Genomic DNA, 12,755 nt, shown 5'->3' with positions numbered 1-12,755 from the left:
TGTCCTTTTCGTCCTCTGTTATTAGGTTTCCAAGGTGGAGGCAGTTGGTGTACCGCTTTGATCACCGCCTTGCTGAAATCGGCGGTGAAGTTGCGGTTCACATGGTTCGCAACTGTTGGATTAATCCTTTTCTTTGCGCGTCCCATCCAATGAAAAAATGAATGTTTCTTCCTTAATTATCTATTTCGGGATGAAGCCCTAAAAAAGCAAGACTTTATATACTTCGTATGTTTAAGTACTATTGAAAGGGGTTAAATATGAAGAAGACGTCTGTAAAAAAAATAAAACCAGTGTATATTTTTTTAACCATGCTTGCGCTCATCAGTAGTGTTTTCATCTCAAGTCTTCAAGCAACACCAGAAAAAAATACAATAACCATAACCATCCCAATGTATCCCTACCATCTCAAAGAAGAAGATGGCTATCACACACTTTTCATGGAGAACTATGGAAGTCTCTTAATACCAGGACAACCAAACCTCCCTGCAAAAATCTATGCCATTGCACTTCCACCAGATGCAACCCTCGATTCGATAACCTATGAAACACCGAATGATCTCACACTCCCTGGAACATACAGCATCGCACCGGCACCACAACCAATCCTTTTATCAGACGAACAACCAGACCTTGCCGTACAACGACACCAAACCTATGAAAACAACTACAAAAACATCTACACCACGAACAACCCCTACCCAGCAAAACCTGTTGAGTTCATACGAACTGCAGGATACCGAAAATACAATCTCGTTGACATACAAATCGCCCCCTTCACCTACTACCCAACAACACAAACACTCGTGTATCATCAAACCATAACTGTTACCATAGCCTATACTAAAGATTCCTCAAAACAAAGTAATACTGATACGCTCAAGCGAACCGAACAAACCGCACAAGAAATCATCAGCAACTATGATCAAGCACAACAGTGGTACCACAGTACACCAACCATTACGAAAGGACTCCACGACTATGTTATCATCACCTTAGATTCACTCACCACTGCGGTTCAACCATTGGTCGACTGGGAAACGACCAAAGGACGAACTGTAGAAGTTGTGACTACTTCGTGGATAGCTTCAAATTACCAAGGGTACGATCTTGCTGAGCAAATCAGAAATTTCCTCCGAGAAAAATATCCTTCAGATCAATGGGGTGTACAAGACGTCCTCCTTGTCGGTGATTACGATGCTGTTCCCATGCGACGATGTTGGCAGGATCTCGGCTACGGAAAACCAGAAACCGACTACTACTACGCAGAACTCTCACTACCTGATAGTGAATCCTGGGATAAAAACCAAAATCGAAGATGGGGGGAAAACTCAGACCCAATTGATTTCTACGCTGAAATCAACGTCGGGCGTATCCCCTGGAGCGACCCAACCACAGTACAGGACATCTGTGAAAAATCAGTGGCCTATGAACAAAATCAGGATCCACGTTTCAAACACAACATTCTTCTCTTGGGAGCATTCTTCTGGGATAACGATCCGAACCCACGAACAGATAATGCAGTTCTTATGGAATACAAAACGAACGCCACCCTCCATACTTGGATGGAAGATTGGACCGCAACCCGTATGTATGAACAGGGCTACTCCACATATCCTATGGATTATGATCTCAGATTCACCAATGTAAAAAACATTTGGTCACAAGGAAAATATGGTTTTGTCAACTGGGCAGGACACGGAAGCCCGATCTCTGCACATATCTATCACTCTGGTGGCGGTGCTTTTGTTTCAACAACCACCTGCAATTCACTCAACGACAACTACCCTGCAATCATTTTTGCAGATGCCTGTAGCAACTCAGACACCGATGAACTCAACATCGGCAAAGCTATGCTGAAACAAGGAGCAGTCGGTTTTCTTGGAGCAACCAAAGTAGCACTCGGCTGCCCAGGATGGAAAAACCCAAACCAAGGATCAAGTCAATCCCTGGACTACTATTTCACCATCTACGTTACGAGCGGTCTTTACACTCAAGGGCAAGCTCATCAAAAAGCACTCCGAGACATGTACACTAAAAACCTTTGGGCATACGTAAAATATGAGATGTTTGAATGGGGGGCATTGTGGGGAAACCCAGATCTTAGCATGGGAGCGATAGCTCCGAGCACCACACCAGCACCACCAGCACCACCAACCGGTCCAACACAAGGATATATCAACGAACCGCTGACGTTTACCACAGCTCCTCTGCTTGAACCTGACGGTGAATCAATGTACGTCTGCTGGTCATTTGGTGATAAAAAAATTGAATGGCACGGTCCTCTAAGCTCAGGGACAACCTCGCAAGTATCCTATAGTTGGACAAAACCTGGAACCTACCTGGTTAAAATCAAAACACGGGACACTACTGGTGCAGAGAGCAACTGGTCATCCCCTCTGACCGTCATGATCAAAAATAAACCACGAATCTCATTTGGGAATATTACTGGTGGACTTGGTTTTACTACTGTTATCCAAAATGTTGGAACAACTGACATCCCAGAACTTATAGTCAACCTCAGCTACACTGGCGGAATCTTTAAACTCCTCAACAGAACTCTGACAAAAACCGTTACCAATCTTCCAGCAGGCGGACAAGCTACAGTTACTTCAGGGGTCATCGTTGGACTTGGCTCCATCCATATTACCGTTCAAGCACTTGATGAGCAACGCAAGGCACAGGCATTCATTCTAGGACCCCTTGTCTTCAGAGTATCACAACAATAAAAAAAACAACGTGGGTTATCACTCAAAACGATACAGTGCATTTTCGTATTTTTCCACGACATAATTTTTTCCTTTTTTGATCACGCAGTGCCCCTCATGTTCAAGTTTTTCTTTAACGTTTTCAACACCACCGGGATACTTCTCATTCAAGATACCACCGGTTTTTAACGTCCTCCAATACGGTGTAATATCTTTTTTTCCTTCAGCTGCCTCTTCTTCAGCGGCATGTGCAGCAACCCATGCAAAAATCCCGGTTGTAATTGGACAGCCAATCGTCGCATGATGTTTTTTGGCAAGCACCTGTCGAATATCATTGATCGTAATCAGTTTTCCAAAAGGAACTTGTTTCATAAGTTCATCAACTTCACTTGGGGCCGGTATCACCACGGTTCCAGAACCCCATTGTTTTTGCAATTTTTCATGAATTTTTTCAACTTTTTGGAGATCTTTACTATCAATTAATTTCTCCTTCCATGATTTTTTTGCAACCATGCTATCACAGAAAAAGAAATCGCAGCATCAATATAATTTTTTTCCTCATTTTCAGTCAAACGTACCAATCGAGTTGTAGTATCTTAAAGGTAACATTATTGTAGCTCTTCTCTATTGTCGACCTTTGGACCCATATGAATGCGATCGTGTATCACGAAGACTTCAACAAATATGATCTCGGTGTTGATCATCCGCTTATTGGTGATAAACCACGACAAACCATGAAATTTTTAACTGAAAAAAACATCCTTAGCTCTTTTGACATCCTTGCTCCAACACCCTGTTCTGAAAAAGATCTTCTCAGAGTTCATGAAAAACGATATGTTGATCGTGTCAAAGAGCTTAGTGAAAACGGTGGCTGGCTTGCTGCAGATACCCCAGCACCCATTGGCATTTATGAAATTGCACGACTTGCAGCTGGAGGAAGTATTCTTGCTGGTGAAAAGCTTTTCCAGGGATACAATCTTTCAGTAAACCCGTTAGGTGGTTTTCACCATGCAAGCAGAGCATACTCCTCAGGATTCTGTTTCTTTAATGACATTGCTGTTACTATCGAATATCTTCGAGAAAAATACCATCTCAAACGTTGTGCCATCCTTGACCTCGACGTCCACCATGGTAATGGTACCCAGGATATCTACTATGACGATCCACACATACTCAATATTTCACTGCATCAAGATGGTAGAACCTTATATCCAGGGACAGGAGGGGTTGAAAAAATCGGTCGGGATAGAGCAGAAGGATACACCATAAACATCCCACTTCCACCGGCAACTAATGGTACTAGTTATCTGAAAGCATTTCATGCAATCGTTCCAAAAATCGTTCGAGCTTTTGATCCGGAACTTATCATCTATCAATCAGGGGTTGATACGCACCATACTGATCCTTTGGCAGATTTACGACTCACCTACCAAACGTATTATTCGCTTGCACAGACTATTCAAAAATTATCAACTGAAACTTGTAACAAACTTTTAGTTCTTTTCGGGGGTGGATACAACAGTATCTCATGTATCATTGCATACTACAATATCCTTAGTGGAATTCTTGGTGATAAAGATTTTTATACTGAGCCAGAGACGATTGATTCATCAGGGGTAAATATCGATATCATCATCAAAGACGTAAAAAAACATATTAAAAAATATTGGAAAATATAAAATTATATTTATAAAATATGTTATTTGTCACTTTTTTTCATTCGTAGAAATCCTTATCAATGGTTGACTGCTACCGGTCTCTTGGTTACAAGATTAATTAGAGGGAAAACATATGGGACGAAACCGTATTCTCGATACGATATTCAAGCCAAAAAGCATTGCAGTCATCGGCGCAAGCGATACCCCGGGATCAGCAGGATACCGCATCTTCCGAAACCTAATTGGATCAGGGTATCAAGGCGTTGTCTACCCAGTCAATCCAAACCGAGAAAGCGTCCAAGGAGTCCAGGCATACCGATCTATTAAAGACGTTCCCAAGGTCGTTGATCTTGCAATCATTGTAACACCTGCAAAAGTCGTTCCAGCAGTTCTTGAAGAATGCGGACAAAAAGGCATCAAAGGAATCCTTATCATTTCCGCAGGTTTCAAAGAAATCGGACCACAAGGAGCGGCACTTGAACAAGAACTCCTTAAAATTAAACAAAAATACGGCATGCGCATCATCGGGCCAAACTGCGTCGGGTTCATCATGCCTTATCTCAACCTCAACGCAACCTTTGCCGGATCCATGCCTGAAAAAGGAAACATCGCACTCTTCTCTCAAAGCGGAGCAGTCTGTGGTGCAATCCTTGATTGGGCGGCAGCAGCAAAAGTTGGATTCTCATCATTTGTCTCAGTTGGATCAATGCTTGATGTTGATTTTGGAGACCTCATCGATTACTTTGGAATGGATATACATACCAGAAGCATCGTTCTCTACATTGAGTCAATCACCAACGCAAAAAAATTCATGAGCGCAGCAAAAGGATTCGCCCGAGCAAAACCAATCATTGTCATCAAATCAGGACGATTCAAGGAAGGAGCAAAAGCAGCAGCATCACACACTGGTGCACTTGCAGGAGAAGATGCGATCTACGAAGCAGCATTCCGAAGAACCGGTATCGTCCGAGTCAATGACATCACTGATCTATTCAACTGTGCATCGATTCTTGCCAAACAACCACGACCAATGGGACCAAACATAGCAATTATCACCAATGCAGGAGGACCAGGAGTTCTTGCAACTGATGCAATCATCGAAAAAGGTGGAAAACTCGCGCAACTCTCAGAGGAAACCATGCAAAAACTCAACCAAGTCCTCCCACCAACCTGGAGCCATGGAAACCCAATTGATATCATTGGAGATGGTGACGAAGAACGCTACAAAAAAGCAATAGAAATCTGCCTCGCTGACAAGAATATCGATGGTTTGATTATCATCTCAGTACCTCAAGTCATGGCTGAACCGAACAAACTCGCCGATGTCATTGTTGATCTTTCAAAAAAATCAACCAAACCAATCCTCACAACCTTTATCGGCGAAGCAAGCGTCTACAACGCACGACAAACTTTAAATCGAAACAATGTACCGAGCTATAACTCTCCAGATGATGCAGTCGAATCCTACATGTACCTCTACCACTACGAACGGCACCTTGCACAACTGTTTGAAACACCTGAAGAACTCAACATTAAAACGCCATCACACACAGAACGAATTAAACAAATCATAGCAAAGGCAGAACAAGAAAAAAGAACTTTGCTAACAGAAAATGAATCAAAAGAATTCCTTGAACTTTACGGCATACCAACAACAAAACCAGAAATTGCAGAAAATGAGGACCAGGCAGCACACATTGCTGACAACATTGGATATCCCGTTGTTATGAAAATATACTCACCAGACATCACCCATAAAAGTGATGTTGGCGGGGTGATTTTAAATCTTCATAATGCTGATGAAGTTAAAAAAGCATACCGAGAAATGGTCAGCCGTGCTCAACAAAAAGTACCAACTGCTCGCATCCTTGGAGTAACCATCCAAAAAATGGTTCAAAATTATGGATATGAACTCATTCTTGGATCCAAAAAAGATCCTATCTTTGGTTCAGTAATCCTCTTCGGCCTGGGAGGAATTTTCACCGAGCTTTTCAAAGATCGAGCAATCGGATTTCCCCCGTTCAACCAAACACTTGCCCAGCGTGTTATCGAAAAAACCAAAGCCTACGAATTACTTAAAGGATTCAGAAACATACCACCCGTAAATATGAAAAAGGTAGAAGAACTCATGGTCACCTTTTCACAAATGATCATTGATCATCCTGAAATCAAAGAAGTTGACATCAACCCTCTAGTTCCCAGTGGAAATGATCTCATCGCTCTTGATGCACGCATCATTCTTGATCCAGAACCATACAAACATCCCCATCTCGTCATAGCACCATACCCAACAAAATACACGAAAACCGTAAAACTAAAAGACGGTACTGAAGTCATCCTCCGACCGATAAAACCAGAAGACGAAAACATGTGGCAAGAAATGTTCAACACCTTTTCAGAAGAAACCGTTCGATTCAGATTTTTCAGAATCATCAAAGAAACACCCCATGAAGTACGAACGCGATACTGCAACATCGACTACGACCGCGAAATAGGAATTGTTGGGGAAATCAAGGAACCAGATGGAAAACGACGTATCATTGGTGTCACTCGACTTATCGTCGATCCAATAGAACCAGATTCAGCAGAATTTGCAACCGTAGTCTGCGACCGATGGCATCGTTTAGGTCTCGGATCAGATTTCATTGACTACACCATAGAAATTGCAAAAGATAAAAATCTCAAACGACTGTATGGCGTTGTTCTCAAAGAAAACATACCAATGATCACCCTCTGCCGGGAGAAAGGATTTACTTTTTCAGAAGGAGACCCCGGAGAATATAAAATAGAATACGACCTACTTGCAGACGAAGGACTCAACAAACCACTTCCGCTCGAAAACCAATCACAGCACAAAAAAGATTTTTCCACTCCGCAAAAGAAAAAAAAACAACGGATTCAACTTGCTAAACCATAAACAATGAAAACTAAAAGAAATTTTACACAATATTTACCCATTCGATAACAATCTCTTTTGGGGTTTTAACTTTCTTTTTCTGATTCACCATCCTTTCTAACCTCCTCGAACAGTTAATGCTAAGACACGAGCACGATTCCCGACAACAAAAGACTTTGCAATAAATTCAATCTCGTTTGCCTCCTCGGCTGAGGACACTTGCCCGACAATCATCATCACCATACACTATCACTTCCTACTATCTATTGTGTCAACCATCGTTAAAACGTCTTATGGTACACCTCGTACCAACCCTCATGAACACTTGGTACCAAAAAATGTTTCAGATCACCTCTTTAATTAAAAAAAGCTACGTTACCCTTATAATCCTCAAGCGATATCTCCTCCTGAGAAAATCAATATTCAAAATATGTAAGGTATGTATCAGTATGTTCTGTGTCGAATGCGGAAAAGAAAAAACAATCTACAAGAACGGTGTCTGCGTCTCCTGCTATGTCAAGACACATCGATTTACCAAAGGTCCCTCAGTTCTTGATATGTTCATCTGTGCTCATTGCGGGTCTTACAAGTATAAAAATACCTGGATTTCAAGCTCATTTGACGATATGATACAACGTATGATCTATGATGTCTTCTCAATAGAACCTGAACTAAAAAACATATCAATCCATACCCAGTGTACACAACACGATAAAATATACACCTGCTCTGTAACCATATCTGGGATGATCTGCGAAACCACAATCATAGAACAACACCAGCTTACCATTCGAATCAAAAGACTTACCTGCGATATCTGTTCACGACAACATGGTGGATACTACGAAGCAACCATACAAATACGAGCAGAAAAACGAAAAATACGATCTGAAGAACTCACCGAAATGAAAACCACAGTAGAACACCTGGTACAAACCATTGTCGACAAAGGCAATCGTGCACTCTTCATAACTGATATTTTTGAGCATCATGGCGGTATCGATTTTTATCTCAGTGAAAAAGGATCAGCACATACCATCGCAAAAAAACTGATTGAACTCTACGGCGGAGAAATTAAATTATCATCCAAAAACATAGGCATGCAAGATACTAGACAAATCTATCGAATGACCTATCTAGTACGACTCCCCAACTACAAAAAACATGATTTTATTGGTTTTAATCATGCATATTATGTAATAACGTCAATATCTGGAAGTAAAATTCACCTGGTCGACCTTGCAACAGGATCCCATAAAGTAGTCGATCATAAAGATTTTACACATATCACAATTTACGGCGGACGCGAGCTTATTAACGAAATGATTGTCGTCAGCAATACCAAACAAGAACTCCAACTCATGGACCAAAAAACATACACTCTATATCATCTTCCGGCAAATCAACAAATACCACACGATCAAAAAATAATAAAAACGATACGGATACACGACTTGCTCTTTGTATTACCTAATTACTAGAATAACTAACAAAAAAACAATATAACCGATAAACGCCAACTTGCATATTTTTTTACAATATGTCCTCTCAAAGAGAAGATACGTTCATTGTTTCTATACATAGAGTAGCCTTGTCCAAAAATACTATATCCTTGTTTACCTATCATTGAACACAATGAGAATAGCGTTCAAAATTGCGTATAATGGACAGCATTTCGATGGTTACGCGCGACAACCTGGAAAAACAACCGTTGAAGGTGAACTCATTAGCCGTCTTACCACCCATGGTATTATTCATGATCCCAGAGAAAATCAATTTCGATCAGCAAGCAGAACTGACAAAAACGTGTCAGCACTTGGCAATGTAATCGCAATCACAACATCAACGTCATATGAGGAAATTGACAAGCACTTACCTGCTTTGTCGACAGATTCTCTCATTATGTACGGTATCGCTTGTGTTCACCAAGAATTTTATCCACGACATGCACAGTTACGAATATATCGATATTACCTTTCAAAAAAAAACAATGATTTATCTGTGCTACTCTCAGCAGCGGAACTCTTCACAGGAACCCATAATTTCAAAAACTTCGCTCGGCTTGATCCGGGAAAAACCCCGATACGAACCATCAACAATATCCTCATTTCAACCTATGATCGTTTTTATGTGATCGATTTTTATGCTCAGACATTTCTTTGGAATCAGATCAGACGGATCATCTCAGCAATTCAACGATTGAGCTCAGGAAAAACAACCAAAGAACAAATACTTGATGCATTATCCAATCCGACCATTCGCAGTGACTTTGGCTTAGCACCACCAGAACCGCTGTTTCTCAAAGACGTTATCTATGATTTTTCATTTCGTTATCACCCGATCATGGAAAAAAAACTTAAAACACTTGAACGTCAAATCCTGCAGCGGTTATAAAATTTAAATTCACATTTTTTTGTTTGTTTGGTTTTTTCCAAACAAAATCAGATTATTTATATACAAATAAAGATAATAATAAATCATGATCAATCTTAACGAAGAATTAAAAAAACTCTACTGCGACGCATTCTACTTTGCACTTCTTCGGCAAGGATATGCTTTCCAGGAGGCACAAGAGAAAGCACAAAAGATATTCAACAGTAATATCTAAAATCAACGTCTCAGGTTGCAAGAATCTTTGCCATACGGATATAGTCCATATCTAATGACTTTTTCTTCATCCAGGTATCTTGAAGCGGCGTTAATATAACACCATTATTGACCATTCCAACCATTTTATCAGATTCACCGCGAAGAAGAGCTAACACTGCTTCATATCCAAGTCGACTCGCAAGTACTCGGTCAAACGCAGTAGGGCTCCCTCCTCGTTGAATATGGCCAAGAATCGACACTTTAATATCCCAATCAGCATACTTTTCAATTTCTTGTTTTACGGTCATCGCGTTTCCTACAGCGCCGCCTTCAGCTACAACAATTATACTACTTTTTTTACCTCGTTTACGACCGAGTTCAAGCTGCCGGCAGATCGCATTGATGTCGGTTGTTGTCTCAGGAATAATAATATCCTCTGCACCTCCGCCTATACCTGTAAACAAACCGATATACCCTGAATTCCTCCCCATCACTTCGATAATAAAAATCCGTGAATGTGATGCTGCAGTATCGCGAATTTTATCAATAGCCTCAAGAGCAGTATTAACTGCAGTATCAAATCCTATGGTGTAGTCAGTTCCATAGAGATCATTATCAATGGTTCCAGGGACACCAATTCCTCGAATTGGATACTCAGATAAAAATTCATGCAGACCACGGAACGAACCATCTCCTCCGATGACAATCAGATGAGAAATACCATATCGAACTAAATTTTCATAGGCTTTTTTTCTTCCCTCGTTGGAAAAAAAGTCCTGACATCGCGCAGTTTGAATAAACGTACCACCTGATTTGATAATGTTACTAACTGAAGAAAGCGTTAACTCATCGATATTACCATCAATCATCCCTTGATAACCCTGTTTTATCCCAAAGATTTTACACTGATTGAAGATACTGGTACGTACCACAGCCCGAAGTGCAGCATTCATTCCTGGGGCATCCCCACCACTCGTCAACACACCAATCCTATAGTCTACCATGAACATTCTCGCATTCAGTTTTTGATATTTAAAAACTCCTACATATACTCGTTAAATCTTTTTAGTTCAGAACGATGCGCTCACTTGCCTGAAATATTTTGTTTAAGTAATTTTTAATAATTATATATGTATATCGCTGTTGTTATGACTTCAGAACACAAGCAACCAAAACAACTCATGATTGTCGATGATGACCCAGATATCCTGATAAGCTTACGCATGCTTTTTGAAGCTAAAAACATCAATGTTGTTACCGCTGAAAACGGTGCTGAATGTATCAAAAAACTCGAAGATGGTTTCGAAGGGATCATTCTGCTCGATCTAATGATGCCGGTTCTAGATGGTATCGAAACAATTAAACAAATGATTACCGAGGGATTTATAGAAAAAAATATCATTATTGTTCTAACTGCAAAAAAGATTCAAGGAGAAGAATTCAACGAGATATACCCATATATCTTTGAATATATCACAAAACCCTTTGACATGGATACTCTTGTTAGTGCTGTCGAAAAAGCAATGCATAGCAAACCAAAAAAACTCCCAATTCTGTAACAAGTATGCGTTTCTTCCTCTTTTTGTAGCAAAACAATAATGTTAAAACAATAATCTTATTATACATCTCCTTCTAATTGCAGGCGGTACCAAATATCATCATGTTGCTGTTGCAGGGGTAGCCAAGCCTGGTCTACGGCGACAGACTCAAGATCTGTTCCTGAAGAGGTTCGGGGGTTCAAATCCCTTCCCCTGCACTTACTTACTAGTATTAGGTAATACGAACTTTTGGCATACTGCTCTTCAGAAATAAATTCAAGTATTCCAGATACTTTCAGGAGAATATACCCCCTTAATCTCGAAGGAAAAGAGGAAGGATATTCTACGATGAAACAATCGTCGTCCGACTTTATTCTGAATTCAGGAACGGTTGAATTAACATCTACACCATGGCTGGGAGAGTCTAACCCACCCATCTCTAGCAAATGTATTAGATCCATATACTTAGAGGGTATTTTTGTATGATTTTCCATACTAAATCGGTATAATGATAAATTATATATAAAGGAAAATATTCCTATTAAAACAAAAAGGGAGAAGAAGGAGTCTTTATGTCCGTAACAAATGAAATTATTTTTTTAGCTGAAGGCGAGAAACTTATCAGAGAATACCATGTAGGAAAGGTACGTTTTCCAGCAAAAATGGATGCTTATCTTTCAGTGACAAATAAAAGAGTCGCACTTTTAACCAAAGGTGGTATTTTAAGGAAATCGTATTCCACGAATGAAGTTCATATAGATGATGTATCTGGTGTTGATATAATGACTGCCCCTAGAAATATTCTCATGGTAATCGCTGGAGTTGTTGTTCTTGCAATAGGTTTATTACTCATGTTTGCTAATCTCACTGATCTTATTTATTTACTATTTGATTTAATATTTCTTACTGCAGGTGCCGTAATTATAAAACTATATCTCAGTAATCGATTCTTGTTTATTGTTAATAGTAAGGCGACTAAACCTGCATTTGCAATGGCCAGCCCTTTTATGGTTCGAAAGGGGGTTCGAAATGGATTTGGTGTGTTCATTGGGAAATCCGGCCCTGAAACATTTAAGTTAGCTCAAGAAATAGGAGCGGTCATCTTGGATGTTCGAGAGAAGGGTGACACAAAAGTCGGAGAATCTGCAATCTACACCAGTGCGCACTCGTAACAAAGAGCTCTAAGAATATAATACATCATAAATACATCATATTAATCTAGATTCTATTCATTACAATTCTATCATTGGTATTTGTCAAGCTCCAGATAGACAGAGCTCACTTCTGAGGAGATTCTCAGTCTCTTCCGCAATATTTTTCCCTTGTAACTTCCACGTTGCAAGCAACGAGGCAATATATTGATAACTCT

11 protein-coding genes and 1 tRNA gene are annotated in these 12,755 nt (G+C 40.2%); 9 read left to right on the top strand and 3 right to left on the bottom strand.

Features of this window, described 5'->3' with window-relative positions:
* Window positions 1–257: 257 nt before the first annotated feature.
* Window positions 258–2,726 (top strand): C25 family cysteine peptidase, encoded by a 2,469-nt coding sequence (locus QXL17_07705; GenBank protein ID MEM4259014.1) that lies wholly within the window; start codon window positions 258–260, stop codon window positions 2,724–2,726.
* An 18-nt stretch (window positions 2,727–2,744) separates the two neighbouring features.
* Here the strand turns inward: QXL17_07705 and QXL17_07700 are convergent, their stop codons facing one another.
* Window positions 2,745–3,218 carry an MGMT family protein gene (locus QXL17_07700; GenBank protein MEM4259013.1) on the bottom strand — a complete coding sequence of 158 codons (474 nt, stop codon included), beginning with the start codon at window positions 3,216–3,218 and terminating at the stop codon, window positions 2,745–2,747.
* 134 nt (window positions 3,219–3,352) lie between these two features.
* On the opposite strand from QXL17_07700, the gene QXL17_07695 reads away from it, so the two are divergent.
* Window positions 3,353–4,384 carry an acetoin utilization protein AcuC gene (locus tag QXL17_07695; protein MEM4259012.1) on the top strand — a complete coding sequence of 344 codons (1,032 nt, stop codon included), beginning with the start codon at window positions 3,353–3,355 and terminating at the stop codon, window positions 4,382–4,384.
* A gap of 112 nt (window positions 4,385–4,496) precedes the next feature.
* Window positions 4,497–7,280: a bifunctional acetate--CoA ligase family protein/GNAT family N-acetyltransferase gene (locus tag QXL17_07690; protein ID MEM4259011.1), complete on the top strand. Its 2,784-nt coding sequence runs from the start codon at window positions 4,497–4,499 to the stop codon at window positions 7,278–7,280.
* A 96-nt stretch (window positions 7,281–7,376) separates the two neighbouring features.
* Here the strand turns inward: QXL17_07690 and QXL17_07685 are convergent, their stop codons facing one another.
* On the bottom strand, window positions 7,377–7,502 hold the full coding sequence (locus QXL17_07685) for a hypothetical protein (protein ID MEM4259010.1): 126 nt from the start codon (window positions 7,500–7,502) through the stop codon (window positions 7,377–7,379).
* Between the two features lie 206 nt (window positions 7,503–7,708).
* On the opposite strand from QXL17_07685, the gene QXL17_07680 reads away from it, so the two are divergent.
* The 3 genes from QXL17_07680 to QXL17_07670 all read left to right on the top strand — a co-directional run bounded on the left by QXL17_07680 (window position 7,709) and on the right by QXL17_07670 (window position 9,867).
* On the top strand, window positions 7,709–8,740 hold the full coding sequence (locus QXL17_07680) for an NMD3-related protein (protein MEM4259009.1): 1,032 nt from the start codon (window positions 7,709–7,711) through the stop codon (window positions 8,738–8,740).
* Window positions 8,741–8,894: 154 nt separating this feature from the next.
* Window positions 8,895–9,653 (top strand): tRNA pseudouridine(38-40) synthase TruA, encoded by a 759-nt coding sequence (gene truA / locus QXL17_07675; GenBank protein MEM4259008.1) that lies wholly within the window; start codon window positions 8,895–8,897, stop codon window positions 9,651–9,653.
* An 85-nt stretch (window positions 9,654–9,738) separates the two neighbouring features.
* The gene (locus tag QXL17_07670) at window positions 9,739–9,867 is read left to right on the top strand and encodes a hypothetical protein (GenBank protein MEM4259007.1); all 129 of its coding nucleotides are present in this window, start codon (window positions 9,739–9,741) and stop codon (window positions 9,865–9,867) included.
* Window positions 9,868–9,877: 10 nt separating this feature from the next.
* On the opposite strand, the gene pfkA is transcribed toward QXL17_07670, so the two are convergent.
* Window positions 9,878–10,852 carry a 6-phosphofructokinase gene (pfkA, locus tag QXL17_07665; protein MEM4259006.1) on the bottom strand — a complete coding sequence of 325 codons (975 nt, stop codon included), beginning with the start codon at window positions 10,850–10,852 and terminating at the stop codon, window positions 9,878–9,880.
* 144 nt (window positions 10,853–10,996) lie between these two features.
* On the opposite strand from pfkA, the gene QXL17_07660 reads away from it, so the two are divergent.
* The 3 genes from QXL17_07660 (at window position 10,997) to QXL17_07650 (ending at window position 12,558) form a co-directional block, all read left to right on the top strand.
* Window positions 10,997–11,407 (top strand): response regulator, encoded by a 411-nt coding sequence (locus tag QXL17_07660; protein MEM4259005.1) that lies wholly within the window; start codon window positions 10,997–10,999, stop codon window positions 11,405–11,407.
* A 112-nt stretch (window positions 11,408–11,519) separates the two neighbouring features.
* A tRNA-Leu gene (locus QXL17_07655) sits at window positions 11,520–11,604 on the top strand.
* 354 nt (window positions 11,605–11,958) lie between these two features.
* The gene (locus QXL17_07650) at window positions 11,959–12,558 is read left to right on the top strand and encodes a hypothetical protein (protein ID MEM4259004.1); all 600 of its coding nucleotides are present in this window, start codon (window positions 11,959–11,961) and stop codon (window positions 12,556–12,558) included.
* Window positions 12,559–12,755: the final 197 nt, after the last annotated feature.

Source organism: Candidatus Thermoplasmatota archaeon (assembly GCA_038884455.1).
Classification (GTDB): Archaea; Thermoplasmatota; E2; order DHVEG-1; family DHVEG-1; genus JAWABU01.
This window is presented reverse-complemented; position numbering and strand designations above follow the sequence as displayed.

What these genes read in the sequence shown, in the direction of transcription:
- QXL17_07705 (MEM4259014.1), top strand. Translation starts at nt 258, where the DNA reads ATGAAGAAGACGTCTGTAAAAAAAATAAAACCAGTGTATATTTTTTTA.
- QXL17_07700 (MEM4259013.1), bottom strand. Translation starts at nt 3,218, where the DNA reads ATGGTTGCAAAAAAATCATGGAAGGAGAAATTAATTGATAGTAAAGAT.
- QXL17_07695 (MEM4259012.1), top strand. Translation starts at nt 3,353, where the DNA reads ATGAATGCGATCGTGTATCACGAAGACTTCAACAAATATGATCTCGGT.
- QXL17_07690 (MEM4259011.1), top strand. Translation starts at nt 4,497, where the DNA reads ATGGGACGAAACCGTATTCTCGATACGATATTCAAGCCAAAAAGCATT.
- QXL17_07685 (MEM4259010.1), bottom strand. Translation starts at nt 7,502, where the DNA reads ATGGTGATGATGATTGTCGGGCAAGTGTCCTCAGCCGAGGAGGCAAAC.
- QXL17_07680 (MEM4259009.1), top strand. Translation starts at nt 7,709, where the DNA reads ATGTTCTGTGTCGAATGCGGAAAAGAAAAAACAATCTACAAGAACGGT.
- truA (MEM4259008.1), top strand. Translation starts at nt 8,895, where the DNA reads ATGAGAATAGCGTTCAAAATTGCGTATAATGGACAGCATTTCGATGGT.
- QXL17_07670 (MEM4259007.1), top strand. Translation starts at nt 9,739, where the DNA reads ATGATCAATCTTAACGAAGAATTAAAAAAACTCTACTGCGACGCATTC.
- pfkA (MEM4259006.1), bottom strand. Translation starts at nt 10,852, where the DNA reads ATGGTAGACTATAGGATTGGTGTGTTGACGAGTGGTGGGGATGCCCCA.
- QXL17_07660 (MEM4259005.1), top strand. Translation starts at nt 10,997, where the DNA reads ATGACTTCAGAACACAAGCAACCAAAACAACTCATGATTGTCGATGAT.
- QXL17_07650 (MEM4259004.1), top strand. Translation starts at nt 11,959, where the DNA reads ATGTCCGTAACAAATGAAATTATTTTTTTAGCTGAAGGCGAGAAACTT.